This is a genomic window from Geomicrobium halophilum, assembly GCF_014207655.1.
Taxonomy (GTDB): domain Bacteria; phylum Bacillota; class Bacilli; order Bacillales; family Marinococcaceae; genus Geomicrobium; species Geomicrobium halophilum.
Genome location: NZ_JACHHJ010000006.1, coordinates 42454 through 61208, shown reverse-complemented (window position 1 = coordinate 61208; position 18755 = coordinate 42454). Strand labels below are relative to the sequence as shown.

The 18755-nt window shown below is 43.4% G+C and carries 14 protein-coding genes and 1 pseudogene; 8 read left to right on the top strand and 7 right to left on the bottom strand.

What is annotated here, in order from left to right:
* Nucleotides 1-3: 3 nt before the first annotated feature.
* The gene (locus HNR44_RS16245; protein ID WP_184405415.1) at nt 4-678 is read left to right on the top strand and encodes a type 1 glutamine amidotransferase domain-containing protein; all 675 of its coding nucleotides are present in this window, start codon (nt 4-6) and stop codon (nt 676-678) included.
* 154 nt (nt 679-832) lie between these two features.
* Here HNR44_RS16245 and HNR44_RS16240 read toward each other — a convergent pair whose 3' ends face one another.
* From HNR44_RS16240 to HNR44_RS16230, 3 genes are read right to left on the bottom strand one after another with little or no spacing between them, the layout of a single operon-like run.
* Nucleotides 833-2143 (bottom strand): TRAP transporter large permease, encoded by a 1311-nt coding sequence (locus tag HNR44_RS16240; protein WP_184405414.1) that lies wholly within the window; start codon nt 2141-2143, stop codon nt 833-835.
* Nucleotides 2140-2643: a TRAP transporter small permease gene (locus HNR44_RS16235; RefSeq protein ID WP_184405412.1), complete on the bottom strand. Its 504-nt coding sequence runs from the start codon at nt 2641-2643 to the stop codon at nt 2140-2142. The genes HNR44_RS16240 and HNR44_RS16235 overlap by 4 nt, the downstream gene beginning before the upstream one ends.
* 13 nt (nt 2644-2656) lie before the next feature.
* Complete coding sequence (locus HNR44_RS16230) at nt 2657-3691, bottom strand: TRAP transporter substrate-binding protein (protein ID WP_184405411.1); 1035 nt, start codon at nt 3689-3691, stop codon at nt 2657-2659.
* A gap of 274 nt (nt 3692-3965) precedes the next feature.
* Here HNR44_RS16230 and hisC point away from each other — a divergent pair, with 274 nt between their 5' ends.
* The 7 genes from hisC (at nt 3966) to HNR44_RS16195 (ending at nt 12142) form a co-directional block, all read left to right on the top strand.
* Nucleotides 3966-5063 (top strand): histidinol-phosphate transaminase, encoded by a 1098-nt coding sequence (gene hisC / locus HNR44_RS16225; protein ID WP_184405409.1) that lies wholly within the window; start codon nt 3966-3968, stop codon nt 5061-5063.
* 31 nt (nt 5064-5094) lie between these two features.
* Complete coding sequence (gene pdhA / locus HNR44_RS16220) at nt 5095-6165, top strand: pyruvate dehydrogenase (acetyl-transferring) E1 component subunit alpha (protein WP_184405408.1); 1071 nt, start codon at nt 5095-5097, stop codon at nt 6163-6165.
* On the top strand, nt 6162-7163 hold the full coding sequence (locus HNR44_RS16215; RefSeq protein ID WP_184405407.1) for an alpha-ketoacid dehydrogenase subunit beta: 1002 nt from the start codon (nt 6162-6164) through the stop codon (nt 7161-7163). The genes pdhA and HNR44_RS16215 overlap by 4 nt, the downstream gene beginning before the upstream one ends.
* A gap of 18 nt (nt 7164-7181) precedes the next feature.
* Entirely contained in the window at nt 7182-8300 is a 1119-nt protein-coding gene (locus HNR44_RS16210; RefSeq protein ID WP_184405406.1) for a 2-oxo acid dehydrogenase subunit E2, read from the top strand.
* Nucleotides 8301-9707: an FAD-dependent oxidoreductase gene (locus HNR44_RS16205; protein ID WP_184405405.1), complete on the top strand. Its 1407-nt coding sequence runs from the start codon at nt 8301-8303 to the stop codon at nt 9705-9707.
* Nucleotides 9708-9800: 93 nt separating this feature from the next.
* Nucleotides 9801-11219: a Na+/H+ antiporter NhaC gene (nhaC, locus tag HNR44_RS16200; RefSeq protein WP_184405404.1), complete on the top strand. Its 1419-nt coding sequence runs from the start codon at nt 9801-9803 to the stop codon at nt 11217-11219.
* A gap of 29 nt (nt 11220-11248) precedes the next feature.
* Nucleotides 11249-12142 carry a CE1 family esterase gene (locus HNR44_RS16195; RefSeq protein WP_184405403.1) on the top strand — a complete coding sequence of 298 codons (894 nt, stop codon included), beginning with the start codon at nt 11249-11251 and terminating at the stop codon, nt 12140-12142.
* A 215-nt stretch (nt 12143-12357) separates the two neighbouring features.
* On the opposite strand, the gene HNR44_RS16190 is transcribed toward HNR44_RS16195, so the two are convergent.
* The 4 genes and pseudogenes from HNR44_RS16190 to xylB form a co-directional block, all read right to left on the bottom strand.
* Nucleotides 12358-13641, bottom strand: coding sequence for an endo-1,4-beta-xylanase (locus tag HNR44_RS16190; RefSeq protein ID WP_184405402.1), 1284 nt, complete (start codon nt 13639-13641; stop codon nt 12358-12360).
* 294 nt (nt 13642-13935) lie between these two features.
* Complete coding sequence (locus HNR44_RS16185) at nt 13936-15858, bottom strand: right-handed parallel beta-helix repeat-containing protein (RefSeq protein WP_184405401.1); 1923 nt, start codon at nt 15856-15858, stop codon at nt 13936-13938.
* Between the two features lie 131 nt (nt 15859-15989).
* Complete coding sequence (locus HNR44_RS16180) at nt 15990-17165, bottom strand: ROK family transcriptional regulator (RefSeq protein WP_184405400.1); 1176 nt, start codon at nt 17163-17165, stop codon at nt 15990-15992.
* A gap of 92 nt (nt 17166-17257) precedes the next feature.
* Nucleotides 17258-18750: pseudogene (gene xylB / locus HNR44_RS16175) on the bottom strand (xylulokinase).
* Nucleotides 18751-18755: the final 5 nt, after the last annotated feature.

The following is an 18755-nucleotide window of genomic DNA, read 5'->3' as shown; positions in this document are numbered from 1 at the left end:
TCAATGTTGACCCAAAATAATAAAATTCTAATGGTTGTAACCAATGGACAGGAGATGAGCAACGGCCATTTTGCTGGAATATGGCTATCAGAATTCGCGGAGCCTTATGAAGAACTGCGAGCGAATGGCTTCGAAATCACAGTTGTCAGTCCAAAAGGTGGAGAGTCTCGTATCGATAACAATAGTTTAGAAGATGGTAATATCCCAGCCGGTTGGAAAGAAATTGCCGACCTATTAAGAAATACTGAGTCTATCGATACGGTAAATGCAGACGATTTTGCGGCTATCTTTTTACCCGGCGGGCATGGAACGATGTTCGATTTCCCTGAGAACTCGAAATTACATTCGCTGCTACGTAACTTCGCCGAAGAAGGCAAGTCGATCGGCGCTGTTTGTCACGGACCAGCCGGTTTTGTTGGAGCATCCTTTAGCGACGGGACTCCGATTGTACAAGATAAAACAATTACGGCATTTACAGATTCCGAAGAAAAAGGCGTTGGGCTAGATCATGAAGTCCCTTTTCTACTCGAATCGAAACTTAGAGAACTCGGCGCTTCATTTGTCCCAGCCGAAGATTGGACAGACAATACGCAAACTGATGGAAAACTCGTCACCGGTCAAAATCCACAATCATCGATTAGCGTAGCACGTGAATTGGTGAAAACGTTGAAAGAATAACCTTGTAAAAAGGATATACAGAAAAAATCCGATGCGATGAGTTCCTTCATCGCATCGGATTTTTCTTTATAATGCCTGTTCAAAAAGGAGGAAAAAAAACACTCAGGAAGCTTCCACATTTCAGCGCAGTACTCCCCTCATGTATTTTTTCATACTATCCACTCCCCATCATTAACTTTGGTAAAATCGTAATGATTTCTGGAAATAGAATAAACAAGATGACACAGAAGATCATCGCTCCTACCATAGGCAAAACTGCCTTGAATATTTTCTCAATAGAAATGTCCTTAACGACACCACTAATAATATAAACGCTAATGCCAAGCGGCGGTGTAATTAGACCAATATTAATCACCATCACCATGATCACACCGAACCAGATACCATCAAATCCAAGCTCTGTGATTAATGGATACACAACAGGCAGCGTTAATACAAGAATCGCGATCCCCTCTAAAAATAGACCTAGCAGAAAATAGATGAGCAAGATAGCAATCAGAATCATCATCGGTGACCAATCAAGCTGATTAACAAACATCGTAATCTCTGTGGGAATACGGCTAATCGATAAAAACTGACTAAAAAGCTCTGCACCAATTAAAATTAAAAATATCATTGCGGATAAACGTGTAGTGTCACTTAAGGCCCCTACTAATGTTGACACGTTTAATCGCCCGGATAATACAGCTAATAGAAAAGAACCAAATGCACCGACCGCACCGGCTTCAGTAGGTGTAAATATCCCGAAATAAATACCGCCAATGCTGACGATAAATAACAGTACAAATGGCCATACACTTTTCAACGATTGAAAACGATCACTCCAGGACGACTTAACAGTGGGAGGAGCTGCATCAGGATATTTTGCAATCCATATATAGATGGTGAGCAAAAAAACAAGTATTAACACAATTCCCGGAATGATGCCGGCAATAAGGAGCGAACCAATCGACTCCATCGTAAGAATTCCATACAAAATCAAGATCACACTCGGAGGAATAAGCGGCCCTAACGTCCCTCCCGCTGCTACACAGGCTGTTGAAAGTGATGGGCTATAGTTATAGCGTTTCATCTCGGGGAGCGATACTTTGGCGATCGTTGCAGTCGTAGCATTAACTGAACCGGAAATCGCTGCAAAAATCGAACTTGTTCCCACCGTAGTGACTGCCATCCCACCTTTGAGATGACCAATCCACTTGTCGACGGATTGATACAAATCTTGCCCAAACCCGCTGTAAGACAAAAACATTCCCATCAAAATAAAAAGAGGGATGACACTTAATGAATAATCACTTGCTGTATTAAATGGAGTGCTTCCCATTTGCACAAATGCAGCATCAAACCCTCTAATAAACCCAAACCCTGTCGCCCCTACTATAATTAAGGCAATACTCACAGGGACTTTCAATAAAAAAAGAAGGAGGAGTACAGCGATGCCCAATAGGCCGATAAACTCTGGACTCATGATTTCTGCACCACCTCTCTAAAATGATTCAGCCCATTACAAAGAACTTTTGCCGCAAATATAAATGTAGAAATTGAAACAATGATGATAAAAGGGTAAAGGGGGAGACCTAGATCATTCGTAGTTGTTGACCGATCCATGATCCTCATCGCGTGCTCAAATAGTTGAATCCCTACAAAGGTCACCACAATGAAGACAACGACATCGACAACCCCCTCGACAGCATTCCTTGTTCGATGAGATAACTTATCAACCAAAAAACCGATGGCAATATGCTCTTTATAATGGCTCGTCATCGCTAACGCGAAAAAAATGGTGAACGCTGTGCCGATTTCAACCAATTCATACGCCCCTGTGATCGATTGATTGAAGAAACGCCGCAACAGGATATCGAGCGGAATCAGAAACATGATAAAGAGCAAAGCAGCACTCGCACCTATTTGGGCGAATTTACTAATTTTTGTTATAATTATTTCAGCTTTCGTGATATATCTCCACATCAGCTATCTACCCCTATTCAGCTCCTAATTCCAAAGCTCTATCGTAAACCTCTTCGCCAGGCAATCCTTCTTCTTCCATACGCTCAATCCAATTATCAATGACCGGCTGCACTTCCTCTTCCCACTCATCGAGTTGTTCATCATCCAGTTCAATCATTTCCGCTCCAGCTTCTTCAGCAGCGATCATAGCCTCCTCAGCACGATCATCAATAATGGTACCGGCTACATTTGCTGTATTTTCTCCAGTAATTTTTTCAATGGCTTCTTGATCCTGTTCACCAATCGAGTCCCAGGCCTCTTGATTCATGACAGCAAAAAACGTAGTCATATAAAAGTTGCCAACGGTTACGTAATCAACAAGTTCCTGCAAACCATAATCGACCAGCGTATGGGGCGGGCCAACAGTGCCATCTACTACCCCTTGCTCCAAGGCCTGATAAGTATCACCCATCGGCATTGATACCGGGGTCGCTCCCATCATTTCCAGCCATTGGTTGACCTCTGGCGAAGGAGAACGAATAATCATTCCCTGAAGATCTTCGGGACTCTCAACAGGTTCATCAACTGTAAAAATATATCCCGGCTCTGAAGTGGATAACCATAAGGGAACAGTATCCGAGTATTCATCCTGTACTTCTGGAAACTCTTCATATAACGCCCATAACGTTTCCGATCCTTCTGTCCCCGACCCACTCATAAAGGGTAATTCCATCACAGATGATAGCGGGAATTGACCCGGGGTATAACTATGAACACTAAATCCAGCGTCGGCAACACCCGTGGCAGCTGCTTCATAATGCCCATCCGGATCTGCAAGCTGGCCACCTGGATAAGATGTAAACGTCACCCTCCCCTCTGTGGCTTCCTCTATCTCATCAATAAAGCCCTGGACAAGTTCCGTTTCCTGTATATGATTCGCGGGGAAAAAATGAGAAAAAATAAGCTCGGTATGCTCTCCTTCAGTCGTCGTGCCGGAGGCCTTTTCCCCACTATCACAAGCACCTAACAACACCAACACACACAATACCGGAACAAGAACTTTCATCATTTACGTCCCCTTCCCTATTACTGATCCTTTATCATATATGATCCTATATATCATTATAGGAAATCGTTTTCATTAATTGTATCAGTAAACGTCCTCGTTTAATACTCTATTTACCCTTCCTCTTTATACCTTCTTCATCTATGGATGATAGGTTTTTCGTATAAAGAATGCTTTATCACATAAAAGCTTTTAAGCTTTAATTTACAGACTTGATTAAAAATTTAGTTAATTGTATGCTGACTAAAACATCCAAAATGATTCAGGAGGATTTCTCATGAACACCATCTCGCCGCGAAGTCAAATGGAAGAAATCTCGATGTACTCTCCCGGAAAACCGATCGAAGAGCTGCAGCGTGAGCTTGGCATCACACATGTGATTAAGATGGCATCAAACGAAAATCCCTACGGTGCTTCTCCGCTTGCCCAGAAAGCGATTACTGCTGAAATCAAGGATACCCATTATTATCCAGAGATTACAGCGCCCGTTCTTAAACATAAACTAGCCCATCGTTTAGATGTAAACGAAAATCAACTTATCTTCGGAAATGGCTCCGATGAGATCATTGGCATGCTGACACGAACCTATTTACAAGAAAATGACGAAGTCATCATGGCAAGCGTTACTTTTCCACGGTACAAAACGAATGTCATCATCGATGGAGGGATCCCTATTGAAGTACCGATGAAACAAGGGGGCCTCCACGATCTGCAAGCAATGACCAATGCCATTACCGAGAGCACTAAAATGATTTTTGTTTGCAACCCCAACAATCCTACGGGAACGATCATTTCAGCCCATGAACTTTTGGAATTTATAAAAAACGTGCCGCCACACATCCTTGTCATCGTGGACGAAGCCTATTATGAATATATTCGCAGTGACGATTATTTTGCCACACTTCATTACTTAGACGAATATCCAAACTTAATCGCCCTCCGCACCTTTTCAAAAATTTATGGACTCGCATCTTTACGGATAGGCTACGGGATCATGCACCCATCCATTGTTTCAGAGCTGCTCAAAAGCAAGGATCCCTTTAACGTCAACCGTTTTGCCCAGGCCGCTGCTCTTGCCTGCTTAGATGATTATGAATTTATGCGGACCACCCAAGAACAAAACAATGCCGGACGCCAATATTTAGAAAATGAATTTAAGAGACTCGACCTTTCCTATTTTTCTACTCATACAAACTTCATTATGGTTGATACGAACATGGCAGCTGAAACCATCAACGACGAACTTTTGAAAAGGGGCATCATTATACGCCCGGGCCACATGATGGGATATCCAACGATGATACGGGTAACGATCGGCACAACAGATGAAAACCAGCTGTTTATCAGTGCTTTGGAAGAAATTCTAAGTATCTAGGAAAACAACGACAATAGAAAGGTGATGCGCAATGCTAGAACAATTCCCCATGCACCAAATCATAAACGAAGAAGGAGAAATCGTAGATTCCAGTTCCATGGGAGATATAACAACAGACGAGATTAAATCCTTTTATTATAAGATGTTACGCGCTCGTATGCTTGATAAAAAGTGCGTACATTTGCAAAGACAAGGACGAATCGGCACATATGTCCCGTACGAAGGACAGGAAGCTGCACAAATTGGAAGCTCACTCGCTCTCCAAGAAGGAGACTGGATGTTTCCGACTTACCGTGATCATGCCGCAACTTTGACATTTGGTCATTCCATGCGGAACCTGCTTTTGAATTGGCGTGGCCGCCCAGAAGGAAATGTGGCACCGGAAGGAGTTAATATTTTCCCACCAGGAATTCCGATTGCTTCTCAACTATTGCACGCGACAGGGGCAGCTTGGGCGGAAAAAAAGCGTGGATCGGACCGTATTTCTCTCGTATACTTTGGTGACGGTGCGACTTCTGAGGGAGATTTTCATGAAGCGCTTAATTTTGGAAGCGTCTTCAATACTCCGACCGTCTTTTTTAATCAAAATAATGGGTATGCCATCAGTGTTCCGATGAAACGACAGATGAAAACAAAAACGATTGCGCAAAAAGGGCTCGCTTATGACATTGAATGCTTGCGCATCGATGGAAATGATGTACTGTCTGTGTATTTTGCAACCCAATCAGCTGTTGACCGTGCAAGAGACGGGAAGGGACCGACCCTGATTGAAGCTGTCACCTGGCGGTACGGAGCCCACACCACTGCTGATGATCCGTCGAAATACCGCGATCAAAAAGAAACGGAAGCACGCCGAGAAACGACAGATCCGCTTCTTCGCATCGAACGTTACTTAAAAACACAAGAAGCATGGGAGGAAGAATGGCTTACGAGAATTGAGGAAGAGATTACCCTTGAGATCGAAACTGCACTGACTGAAATGGAATCCTATCCCGAGCCCGATCTCAGCCAACTGTTTGATTACGTCTATGATACGCCGACCTGGACCATTCAAGAGCAAGTCAATAATCATCTTGCTGTACAAGGGAGGACGACTCAATGACAACTACAGCCATTAACACCAAAAAAATGACCATGATTCAAGGTGTACGGGATGCGATGCATGAAATGCTGAAAGAACATGATGACGTGATGATCCTCGGTGAAGATGTCGGGGTGAACGGCGGCGTCTTTCGCGCAACCGAAGGATTATATGAAGAATTTGGTGAGGATAGAGTGATCGATACACCGATTTCCGAATCAGGGATTATTGGAAATTCCATCGGGCTTGCGGTCAATGGTTTCCGTCCGATTGCGGAAATGCAATTTCTTGGCTTTATTTATCCAGCGTTCAACCAGCTTATGACCCACGCAACAAGGTTACGGCAACGCTCAATGGGACGTTTCACTGTGCCACTTGTTGTACGTGCTCCATATGGTGCGGGTGTACGCGCTCCTGAGATTCATTCCGATAGTGTAGAAGCACTGTTCACGCAAATGCCAGGCATTAAAGTCGTCGTCCCTTCCAACGCTTATGATGCGAAAGGACTTCTGATCGCAAGCATCGATGATCCGGATCCCGTTCTCTTTTTAGAGCCGATGCGCTGCTATCGTTCCAGCCGTACCGAAGTTCCAGATGGTAAATACAACGTCGAGATTGGTAAAGCATCAGTACTCAAAGAAGGCGATGATATCTCCGTCTTTACATGGGGAGCCATGGTTATAGATACGATGAAAGCCGTTGAAAAGTTAGAAGCAAAGAAAAATGTTTCATGCGAAGTCATCGATTTGCGCACCCTTTATCCACTTGATAAAGAAACCATCGCCGCTTCAGTACAAAAAACCGGTCGAGCCGCGATCATCCATGAAGCACCAGCTACTGGGGGTGTCAGTAACGATGTGATTTCGCTCATCAATGACACTTCTTTTCTATACTTGCGTGCACCCATCCAGCGTGTAGCGGGATTCGACACTCCAGTGCCCGTTTATTCCTTAGAGCAAGAATATTTGCCAAGCACAGAAAAAATCCAAACAGCCATTCTCCATGCGGTGGATTTTTAAACGAAAGGAGGATCATTGATGGTAGAAGTAAAACTGCACGATATCGGGGAAGGCATGCATGAAGCTGAAATTCTGAGTTTTCTCGTTGAAACAGGAGAGGCAGTAAAAAATGATGCCCCCCTTGTAGAAGTACAAACCGATAAAATGACGGCTGAACTCACCGCTCCGTCGGCCGGGGTGGTGAGTCACATAGAAGCAAATGTGGGGGATGTCATTGAAGTCGGAGATACAATTCTTAAAATTGACGATTCCAACGGAGTAGAGGCACAACGGAATGAACATCCGCAAGAAGCTCAGAAAGCAACTTTGGAAGTGCTATCACCCCCTCCTACAAGACGAGTGCTCGCCACACCTTATACACGGAAAATTGCCCGGGATCACGAGATTGACATTGAACAAGTCAAGGGAACTGGCTCTGCCGGCCGTGTGACTGACGAAGATGTCTACGCCTATATTGAAGAGATTTCGGTACCAGAAGAAACATTCCCAGAAACAAAGCCCTCACCTGAACAACGTACAGCGCCTGTACAACATCCGGGTGCAGGCCTGCATACCCAGGAAACTCGTTCGTTTATAACGGCACCGAGCGCGGTCCACTCAGAGGAGGTTGACGTCACGTATCTCCTTCGTATAAGTGAACCATTGAATATTTCGTTCAATTCCTTTTTCATCAAAGGAATACAAGTGGCCTTACAAGATTATCCATCATTAAATGCCCGCGTGGATGAGTCAGAAGGCAAGGTTTATTTGTCATCGGAATGCCACTTTGAGGTAAGCCACCCAGTATACGAAACGAAAGTTATCCAAAATGTGGAACAGTCATCTATCCGGGACATTGAGGACGGTTTAGCCAAGGACCATCTAAAAAGCGGGGCTACGTTTACCATCCATCACCTCGAGAACGCAAACGAGGTTGTCCCTGCTGCCATCCATGGTTCGCAAGCCGGCGGTGCCATCATTTCCCCTATCCATGAGAAAGCCATGGTATACAATCAGGAGATCACCACCCGCTCCATGGTAAACGTAACGTTAACCTTTGATACTCGAGCCGTGACCGGCTTAACAGCACTTGCTTTTTCCAGGCGCGTAAAACAATTATTAGAGAATCCTAATTTAATGCTTTTGGAGTTGATATAAGTGGTTGTTGGAGATTTTGCCCATGAAAAAGAGGTCCTTATTATCGGCGGTGGACCTGGCGGCTACCATGCGGCCATCCGTGCCGCCCAACTCGGAAAGGAGGTCACGTTAGTCGAGAAGCAAGCACTTGGGGGGATATGCTTGAACAATGGTTGTATATCATCAAAGGTGTTTGCCGAAGCAGCCAAGAGAATGCGTGATGCCCATGACTTCCCCTCTTTTGGCATGACATTCGAGTCATTCACCTTTGATATCAACGAACTGCAAAAGCATAAAGCCACTGTCATCAACTCATTGACCAAAGGGGTGCAGGCACTATTAAAAAAACATAACGTAGAAGTAATCCAAGGGACAGCAACATTTCTATCTGACAATCAGGTAGGGGTTGAAAACGGCGATTCATTTGAAAAATATGAATTTGAACAAGCTGTGATCGCAACGGGATCATCATACGTCAGGCCAAAAGGTTTTACACTCACTCATGAGAGAATTCTCGATCCCACTTCCATCTATGAGCAAACAGAGTGCCCGGACCATCTCATCGTTTGCGGTTCAGACTATCAAGCCATCGAGGTTGCTTCCTCCTTTTCGGCTTTCGGTACAAAAATAACATTCGCACTCGACGGGCCGCTCCCTTATGATGAAACGATAAACAAGGAACTTATCAGGCTTTTTAAGAAGTCCAAAATCAAAATTTTAAAAGACGCTGCCCTTAAGAAAGTGTCTCCTTATGAAAAACATCTCGAAGCAACCTTTCGGCTCGGAGATCAAGAGCAAACCATTACAGCTTCTCACATATACTTGCCTGATGAACGAGTGGCAAACACGAAAGCATTGAGACTTGAAGTCTGCGGAATTGAAGTGATGAACGAAGGGCTTATTACGATTACAGAAACAACGCAAACCAACCAACCACATATCTTTGCCGTTGGTGATGTGACAGCTCATGGCTCTCTCGCTGTAGAAGCCATCAAACAGGGCAAAGTTGCAGGAGAACGTATAGGTGGTAAAAAGAGTGTATGGGACCCGTGGGCACGTCCCAACGTTGGTTATAGCATAAGACCCATCGCAACGACTGGCCTTACGGAAGAAGAAGCCTTAAACGAAGGGTATGACATTCATATTGGTGAATTCCCTTTAGCATCAAATGGTTATGCATCTATCATTAACAAAAAAGAGGGACTTTTTAAAATCATTAGTGAAAAAGAGACAGATGTCATTCTAGGATGTCATTTAATCGGGGAAGGATCCGTAGCATTCATCAGCCAAGCTGTACAAGCACTAGAAATGGGTGCACGCATGGAGGATCTCACATACCCTTATTATCCCCATCCAAGTTTGAATGAAGCTTGGCTTGAAGCATCCGAAGCTTTGACTGGGATGGCGATTCATCGTACGAGCTCATAATTAGACATTGACGCTGTGAAGGGATAAAGTATATGATCGATTCATATGTTTTCATCGATACGTTTTTCCTAAATATAGCAGGGAGGGTTTGGAATGGAACACAAAGCATCCGCAAAAGGTTCTGGATTGGTTTTGCTCCTAATTATCGGTATTCTCGCGTTGGGTATTCTTTATTATGAAGCCGCTCCCCATATCCCTATTTTATTGGGGGCAATGGTTGTCACCCTTTATGGATTTAAGCTTGGCTATACATGGGGGGATATGGAGAAAGATTTGGTAAAAGGAATTTCACACGGCATTCCAGCCATTTTAATTCTTAGTTTGATTGGGACGCTGATCGGTGTGTGGGTATTGAACGGTACCGTACAAACGATTACCTACTATGGTTTACAACTTCTTTCCCCCTCCACTTTTTTAGTTTCTACCGTAATCATCACTGCTGTTGTGGCGATCATGACCGGGAGCTCATTAAGTGCGATAGGAACGATTGGCGTATCATTAATAGGAGTGGCATACGGAATGGATGTTTCTCCTGCTATGACCGCTGGTGCTATCGTGAGCGGGGCGATTTTTGGCGACAAACTATCGCCGCTTTCCGACACCACAAACCTTGCGGCTGCAACGGCGAAGACAAATATTTTTGAGCATATACGCCATATGTTATGGACGACCATTCCCGCCCTTATCATTGCCTTAATTATTTTCGGGGTCATTGGGTTAGTCACGCATGAAAGTGCAGCTGACACGAGCCAAATTGATGAGATGATGCAAGTGATGCAATCCGAATTCCCTATTAGTATCGTAACGCTTTTATCTCCACTTGTAATTATTGGATTAGCCGTTAAAAGATTTAAACCCATTCCTTCCCTTTCGTTAGGGTTAATCGTTGCTGCCTTGACAACCTTCTACACCATGCCTGGCAGTAACTTAGGGGATATTATGGGAGCTGCTCACTTTGGGTATGATGCTGAGACCGGCCACGAAGCCATTGATGAACTTCTTACTTTGGGTGGCTTAGATAGCATGCTTTTTGGGGTCTCGCTGATTATTATTGCGCTTGCTTTCGGCGGGTTAATCCAGGGCATAGGTATAGCAGCTGCCTTGATCGAGGGAATGAAGAACGCACTCAGAAGCAGAGGGAACACCATCGCTTCCACATTAGCTTCCTGTTTAGGTGTCAATATCGTTACTGGCGAGCAATACCTATCTATTATTCTCCCAGGACAAATGTATGAAGAGGCATACCGAAGTCACCACCTCCATCCGAAAAACCTGAGCCGTACCATTGAAGACGGGGGAACCATTTTGCATCCGCTCATCCCGTGGGGAGTTATTGGAGCCTTTGTAATGACCACCTTGAATGTGGGGATGGAATATGTTTTCTTTGTATTTCTTAGTCTCGTGACTCCGTTCATCGCTCTATTTTATGCCTACACAGGATGGACGCTGACAAAGTCGGAAGAAACCCAGGAAGATAGCAGTAAACCGAATGATGCAAGCAAAAATATGTAAACTCCGAAGAAGGGGTTGATTGACTAGATATGAAAAAAGGCACGTTAACGAAAGAAATCATTGAAGTTGCAGGGCGACAACGGTCATTTTTATATTATATACCGACATCGTATGATGAGAAACATGAGCTCCCCCTCCTGCTTAGCTTTCATGGAGCGACAAGCAGCGGGGAGCATCATAGTCGCTTGACAAATTTTCATAGGCTCGCGGAAGAAGAACAATTTTTCGTCTTATACCCTGAATCCACACAGGCGAACCCAAGGGACCCTTCTTCCAAGCAATGGAACGAAGGAGTGGAAGACAACCCTGTTTACCAAGCAAACGTTGATGACGTTTTATTTGTGCAAACGTTAATCGTGTATTGGCAGCAAATATGCCATGTAGACCCCCAACGAGTGTATACAACTGGTTTCTCAAATGGTTCCAGCTTCAGCCTCCGACTCGCGATTGAACTTCCAAATACTTTCGCGGCAATCGGTAGCGTGGCTGGACCTCTCCCTAAACACTTGATCGAGAACGTGAAGTCGGTCCCTCCCCTCATCTTTATTATGGGAAATTCCGACCCGATTGTACCCTTCTCCGAAGCTGATGCCGCCGGAGAAAGAACATTCTCCACAACCAGCTTGATAGGCGCGAAGAAAACAGCAGAAACCTTCGCTTACCGTTCGTCTCATGCTCCAGAAATCAAAAAAGAACGAATGAAGCCCAGAGAACTTAACGACCCTACGCGCATTGAACAAACATGTTACCTGGACAAAGACAAGCGCCCGCTCGTCATGTTCTATCATGTAAAAGGCGGCGGCCATACGTGGCCAGGAGGGCCAAAAGTACAATCCCCCACTTCCAACGGCAAAGTCAGCCAACAAATGGATGCCAGCCAATGGATCTGGGAAACATTTAAGGAATGGGCAAACCACGAGTAAATCGCTAAAAAACACGGATGTGCCCACGAGGGTACTCCGTGTTTTAGTTTTTACGTAGCCAAAGAACGAACATCAACACAATCATAAATGCAATTGGCCATCGACACCTATATGAGTTTACTACAACGAAAGTCGTATTAAAAAATCCGGCATGTGTTCGCTATAATGCCGAATACATGCCACATAACCTGATATAAAATGTGTTTTATAGAATACTATGAGGAATGATTTACCTTTCCCCTTCTGAACAATAACAAGCTACCTGCTATAAGAACCATACCAGCTCCTATTAAAGTAAACATGAAGTTATTAGTTGCAGTATTAGGTAATTCACCACCTTCTACCTCTTCTTTTGTTGGGGTATCAAAATCAATGATTTCCCAATAAGCTGGCTTTACATTATAATCCGTATCAAAAACAAATGGTGCATCTTTCCCTACACCATCATTATGTTCTTCGGCTCGGTCATCCAGCCATGTATGATCATCAGCGATTCCCCAAAAGGTTACATTACTGATTTCAGTCTCCAATTCCTCATACAATGCAAACAATTCATTGTAACGGTCTGCTTGTTCTTCAAATGCACTATCGGGTATGTCGTCATAAGACGGATAAGCCGGCGTGGGAGGCCAACCATAAAGACTAACATCAAGCTCGGTTATTTGAGTATCTAAACCCAAATTAGCAAACATTTCAATAGATTCCTTTGTCTCTTGAATAGTAGGCCAATCAAGTTGAATATGAGCTTGGTGACCAACTCCATCAATAGGTACGCCTTTATTTAACATATTGTTGACAAGGTCATATAAGTGAGTTCTTTTTGGTTCTATTTCTGTATTATAATCATTAATGTAAAGCTTTGCATCTTCTCCACCATAGTGCCTTGCAGTTTCAAAAGCTGTCTTAATATATTCTGTCCCAGTAATTTGATACCATTCGCTTTCGCGTAACCCTTCATCATCGATTGCTTCATTGACAACATCCCAAGCATCTACATCATCTTTATAACGCTCAACAATAGTTTTAATATGTGTTTCCAAACGCTCTAATAATAAATTTTTATTTTCTTCACGTTGTTTTGGATCTGTTTCATCAACCATAGGATTGTCCTCTTCATCTAAGAAGAACCACTCGGGTACTTGATTGTGCCAAACAAGTGTATGAAAGCGTAGATCCATATCATTTTCATTAGCAAAATCTACGATTTTGTCTGCTTCATCCCAGTTAAAATTTCCTTCTTCAGGTTGCAAGGACTCAGGTTTCATCACATTCTCTGCAGTAATACTGTTGTAATGGTGTTTTAGTATTTCTCCTTGTTCTCCCTCGAGCTGGTACGGTTCTACTGCTGCTCCTATTTTAAATGAATCTTTATACCTTTCTTCAATCGAATTAACTTCTAATGCGCTGTCAGAATCACTTTGAGCAGATAGCGTATTCGCTCCAAAAGGCATTATCAGAGCCAAAACCAACCCGAATTTAAGACATTTCCGAATATTCATACCGTCTAATACCTCCCTTATACATTTAAAAATATTGTGCTCCATGCCAATAGAATAGAAGATAACGTGAACTCATAGCTTAAATTCTAAAACCTGCTCCTTCATTAAAATAATTAAAAGCTATACTACTAACAGCACCGATCGCACAGGCCTCTTCTCCTAACGAGGAGGTTGCTACTTTCATGTTTGAATATCTGTAGTTCAGTGAACGCTCCTGAATGCTATTTTCGATCGGAGATTGAATCCAGGATCCTGCTTTCGCTAATGGGGAGAAGAGGGGGATACCCTGTCATGCTATCCCCAAACTTTCACACGATTTTTTCCTCTCTTTGCATTCACAAATGGACCAAACAAACTTTCATCCGGTCTTTCCTCTCCAAAGTAATCCTTATCCACATGTACTTTACTTCCATCCGGATTTTCAAATTCTGCATCTACAATTCTTACACGATTCAAGGTATCGGTAGACTGAACCTTTCCAAACATTTTTTCAAATGCTTCCGGAAGCTCAAAGTAAAGATACACTTCACTGCCTTCTTCCGCGATAGAAAATTCTGGATTAAAACTATCTGCAACTAAATTATCATTCTCTCGGTCAAATGCTTTTGCTCCGTTAAAATAAGCATTGTTGTTGATATAAACAGGCTGTTCCACCCTTTCAAATCGTTCAACATCACCTGATTCCTGATGTACCTCTTCAATGTATTCCTCTAGTGAAGTCGTGTATCCATTGTAATGCGCGGTACCTACCTCGTCTAAAGAATCGTTGCCGATGAAAATATTATTGTAAAAACGATCATCTCCACCATAAACAAGCGCATATCCAGCTACCTCAGTACTATGAGGAAGGTGGTATGGAGTGGAGCGATTTAAAATCTTCCGGTGAACCATTTTTCCGCAAATGATATTGTTGATATAAGCGCCACCTTGCGCATAATTGTCAAACGCATACTCGGAAGCTAAAATGTTGTGATCTATGATGTAAGGGCCATGACTGACTTCCAAGAACATATCACGATTATTATGATAGAATAGATTTTTACTAACTCTTGTCCCTTGTGTCTGCCAGTCAGACCAGAATCCTAATGAACAATTATGAATAAGGTTATTATGGATTTGCACATCAATAGCTGCGTGCAGCTTGATACCCGCAATCTCATGCCCGAAAAACTCACGCTTCAGAGCAATGTTATAAATGTGATTATTATAAATCTCGCTGAATACACAGCCCAGGTGACCAACAATCCCATTCTGACCACAATTATATATCGTATTATTTCGGATGATGTGCGAGCCTGTTTTTTCTTTACTCCAGCCGGCACGTTTTGCAGAAAAAACGGATTCTATCTGGTATTGATAACCCGGCTTATCTTTTCGCACTGAACGATAATTATTTCCTGTCGATACTTCCTTCCCGATACTGATGGCACTGCATTTGGAATCGTGAATGATATTATCTTCCATAATCCAGCCTTTGCTCCAGTGTGCACCAATGAGCCCCGGCTGATCAGCTGTGGGCGGGGTCCAAGGAGTTGCTGCCTGAGACATTTCAAAGCCTCTTACCGTAATATAATCAATCCCTGTTACTTCTGGATAAAAGCAAGCTTTGCGTACATTGATTTCAACCAACTCTTGATTCGGATCAGCACCTTGGAAATTAGCAAAAATAGCAGTAGTATCATCATCCACTTCTGTATACCACACATATTGTGTCTGCTCCTGGTTATAAACAGGGACAATCTTCTTCGTCCAGTGATCTAATACTGACGTTTTCACACCAGGGTCTTTCAATTCGTCATAGCTCTCGACTTCATAAAAAGACATACCATTCAAATAAACATCCCCAAGATGTCTTGTGCCTAAACTATATAACCAATCGCCAAACACTTCTTCTGTATAGGGATTATATTCTCCGAAAAATGTATTCGGCAGTATGGTTTTCCATACGTTTCCTTCGACTAGCTGCCAGTCTTGAATTCGCTCCGAACCTTTAATCACTACTTTTTCACCATCGGCAGCCTGATAGGTAATTCTTCGTTTATCACTTCGTCCCGGATTCTTCGGTTTTATCCATTCACGGTACTCCCCTTCATGAACAATAACCGTATCTCCTGCAACTGCAAAAGAAGCAGCCTGATTGATAGTCAGGAATGGATCTTGCTTCATTCCCTTACCCTGATCTGATCCATTCTTTGCTACATGATATTCAATAGCCATTTTTTCCTCCTTATGCTAATATCAGCTTTCGGCGTTAGCGTTCGACAAAGGATTTTGACGCACGTATTTTGTGATCATCCTACCTCTGGTAGGAGTTTTTGACTTTAGTATTAGGTTTTGGCAGTCTAGCTTCACACATTAAAATAGCTAAAAAGGATGCTACTGGCAGCGCCGATTGCACAAGCTTCTTCACCTAATGAGGAAGTTGTGACTTTCATATTTGAAAATCTGTAATTCATGGAACGCTCTTGAATGCTGTTTTCGATCGGGGCCTGAATCCATGAACCTGCCTTCGCCAATGAATTGCCGATAATGATCATTTCCGGATTAAACGTATTGATAATATTAGTGATTCCTACCCCCAGGGAATCACCAACACTGTTGAGGGCCGTGATCATCGAATGGGGCAATTCTTCCTGAGCATTCAGTAATTGCGTCAATTGATCCTTGTTTATATGTTCATAATCGGTACTGGAAAGATGGCGATAAAGTGCTTGTTCAGAGGCATATAACTCCCAGCAACCCCGGCTACCGCAAGCACATTTCAATCCGTTTCGTTCAATGATCATATGACCCAGCTCCCCGGAATAACCATGCTGGCCGCGATACATCATATTGTTGAGGATGAGCCCCACCCCAATGCCAATACCCGCGCTGACATAAATCATATTCTCAACATCTTTACCGACGCCGATATTGTTTTCACCCAGGGCCCCCATGTTCGCTTCGTTGTCAATCGAGATCGGAAAAGAAAACTCATTTTCCAAGATGGATTTCAAGTGAATATTCTCCCAGTTCAAGTTAGGGGCGAGTAAAATATGACCATTGTTATTAACCAAGCCCGGGATGCCTACTCCCATCCCGATAACTCCCAAGGGAGTCGAAGGTTTTTCCGCTGTTGCTTTATGGATAAGCTGGATCAATTTTTCGATGATCTCCTGAGCAGACATCTGTTGAGGGTCAATAAAATCTCGCTCTTCCCAAATAATTTCAGCATTTAGGTTACTAACGATTACATAAATATAATTCACACCAAGATCCACACCGATGATTGAACCGACATTTTTATTAAACATTAGAAGGACAGGTTTTCTTCCTCCGGAAGATTCGCCTTCGCCGATTTCTAATACAAAGTCCTCAGATATGAGTTGATCTACAATCGATGATACCGTTGCCTTGTTCATGTTCAGTTGTTTGGCAATATGAGCTCTTGATATCGGGCCATGTTTCCGGATATAGTTTAGAACGGTTGCTCTGTTCATATCACGTACGTATTGAATGTCCCCTGTTTTTACGGTTTTTGTCATCTGGCTTCTCTCCTCAAAACTCTACCTTTTCTCTCTATTATAAGGATAAATCCGTGAAATGCATAAGCGTTCACCAGCAGAAATCTCATCCGTTAGCGGTACATGCTTAAAGATTCGCTCACTTTTTTTGTGGATGGATAGATCTCCCGATAGAGAAGGAACAGTTCTTTATAGATTTCATGAGCTTCCATATCAGGTTCGTAACTTTTACCAAAAGCAAGGAATACCTCTGCGCACTCTTGCAATGAGGAAAACCATCCGCATCCGTAAGCCGCTAACATCGCTGCTCCCATACCTGGACCCTGTTCATTTTCCAGTGTAAGAATGTGGGTTCCGAAGATATCCGCCTGAATCTGTAACCAAGCATCACTTTTGGCCCCCCGCCAATCGAAATGATTTCATCTACTTCTTGACCTGCATCTCTCAACAACTGCAGCGTTTCATTAAGAGAAAATGTGATTCCCTCAATCACGGCCCGGGTAAGATGCCCCCGTGTGTGCCTGGCATCTAGACCAATGAAACTTCCACGAATCATGGCATCGGAATGAGGGGTTCGTTCGCCTGAGAGGTAGGGAGTAAATAAAAGCCCGCTCGCTCCAGGCTTTGCACTCATATTGCTAAGGAGTGTTTCAAAATCTACATCTGGAGCAAACTGTTCCTTAAACCAATGTAGACTTTGCCCGGCCGATAAGGTTACCCCCATTGTATAGTAGGCTCCAGCCTTCCCATGGTGAAATAAATGGAGAGGGCCGGAGACCTCCCGTTTCCCCTCCCCTTGATAAGATAACAGTACCCCGGATGTGCCGATACTACACAAACTTTTCCCTGCAGAAAGCACGCCGCTTCCAATCGCCCCACAAGCATTGTCTGCGCCTCCTGCAAAAGCTCCCGTTTGTTCATTCAATCCGGTTGCTTGGGCAAACGATGGTTGGATTTCACCCACAAACGCATGAGAATGGACAAGGGGCGGGCAAATGGCTGCAGGGATCCCCAAACGATGAAGAATTTCTTCACTCCATTCATTCTTTTCCTTGTTTAACATGATCGTTCCTGCTGCATCTGAATATTCACTGTGAAGTTTTCCTGTTATCCGGAGTCGTACGTAATCCTTAGGAAGTAAGAAATAGGAAGTTTCTACGAATATATCTGGCTCATGTTCTTTCACCCATAACAATTTCGGCAATGTGAACCCTTCTAACGCTTCGTTTCCTGTAAGTTCACGTAAATGCTCTTTTCCTATAATACGATGAATGTGTTCACATTGTTTGCTTGTCCTTGTATCATTCCAAAGGATGGCAGGCCTTAAAACATCATTGTTTTCATCAAGAAGGACAAGCCCATGCATTTGTCCAGAAAAACTAAGACCTTCAATATCCTGGGATCGTGCAGGCGCTCGGGTGATAATCTCTTTCACTGCTTCCACAGTTTGGCTGTACCATTCTTCTGGATTCTGCTCGCTATAGCCCGATTGAGGTTGAATGAGCGTTAGCGGTTTCGACGCTTCATCATGAACGGTCCCATCTTTTCCTACGAGCATCACTTTAACAGCGCTCGTTCCTAAATCAATACCGAGTACATATGACAATTGAT

What these genes read in the sequence shown, in the direction of transcription:
- HNR44_RS16215 (WP_184405407.1), top strand. Translation starts at nt 6,162, where the DNA reads ATGACAACTACAGCCATTAACACCAAAAAAATGACCATGATTCAAGGT.
- HNR44_RS16180 (WP_184405400.1), bottom strand. Translation starts at nt 17,165, where the DNA reads ATGACAAAAACCGTAAAAACAGGGGACATTCAATACGTACGTGATATG.
- HNR44_RS16210 (WP_184405406.1), top strand. Translation starts at nt 7,182, where the DNA reads ATGGTAGAAGTAAAACTGCACGATATCGGGGAAGGCATGCATGAAGCT.
- hisC (WP_184405409.1), top strand. Translation starts at nt 3,966, where the DNA reads ATGAACACCATCTCGCCGCGAAGTCAAATGGAAGAAATCTCGATGTAC.
- pdhA (WP_184405408.1), top strand. Translation starts at nt 5,095, where the DNA reads ATGCTAGAACAATTCCCCATGCACCAAATCATAAACGAAGAAGGAGAA.
- HNR44_RS16190 (WP_184405402.1), bottom strand. Translation starts at nt 13,641, where the DNA reads ATGAATATTCGGAAATGTCTTAAATTCGGGTTGGTTTTGGCTCTGATA.
- HNR44_RS16195 (WP_184405403.1), top strand. Translation starts at nt 11,249, where the DNA reads ATGAAAAAAGGCACGTTAACGAAAGAAATCATTGAAGTTGCAGGGCGA.
- nhaC (WP_184405404.1), top strand. Translation starts at nt 9,801, where the DNA reads ATGGAACACAAAGCATCCGCAAAAGGTTCTGGATTGGTTTTGCTCCTA.
- HNR44_RS16245 (WP_184405415.1), top strand. Translation starts at nt 4, where the DNA reads ATGTTGACCCAAAATAATAAAATTCTAATGGTTGTAACCAATGGACAG.
- HNR44_RS16235 (WP_184405412.1), bottom strand. Translation starts at nt 2,643, where the DNA reads ATGTGGAGATATATCACGAAAGCTGAAATAATTATAACAAAAATTAGT.
- HNR44_RS16230 (WP_184405411.1), bottom strand. Translation starts at nt 3,691, where the DNA reads ATGATGAAAGTTCTTGTTCCGGTATTGTGTGTGTTGGTGTTGTTAGGT.
- HNR44_RS16240 (WP_184405414.1), bottom strand. Translation starts at nt 2,143, where the DNA reads ATGAGTCCAGAGTTTATCGGCCTATTGGGCATCGCTGTACTCCTCCTT.
- HNR44_RS16185 (WP_184405401.1), bottom strand. Translation starts at nt 15,858, where the DNA reads ATGGCTATTGAATATCATGTAGCAAAGAATGGATCAGATCAGGGTAAG.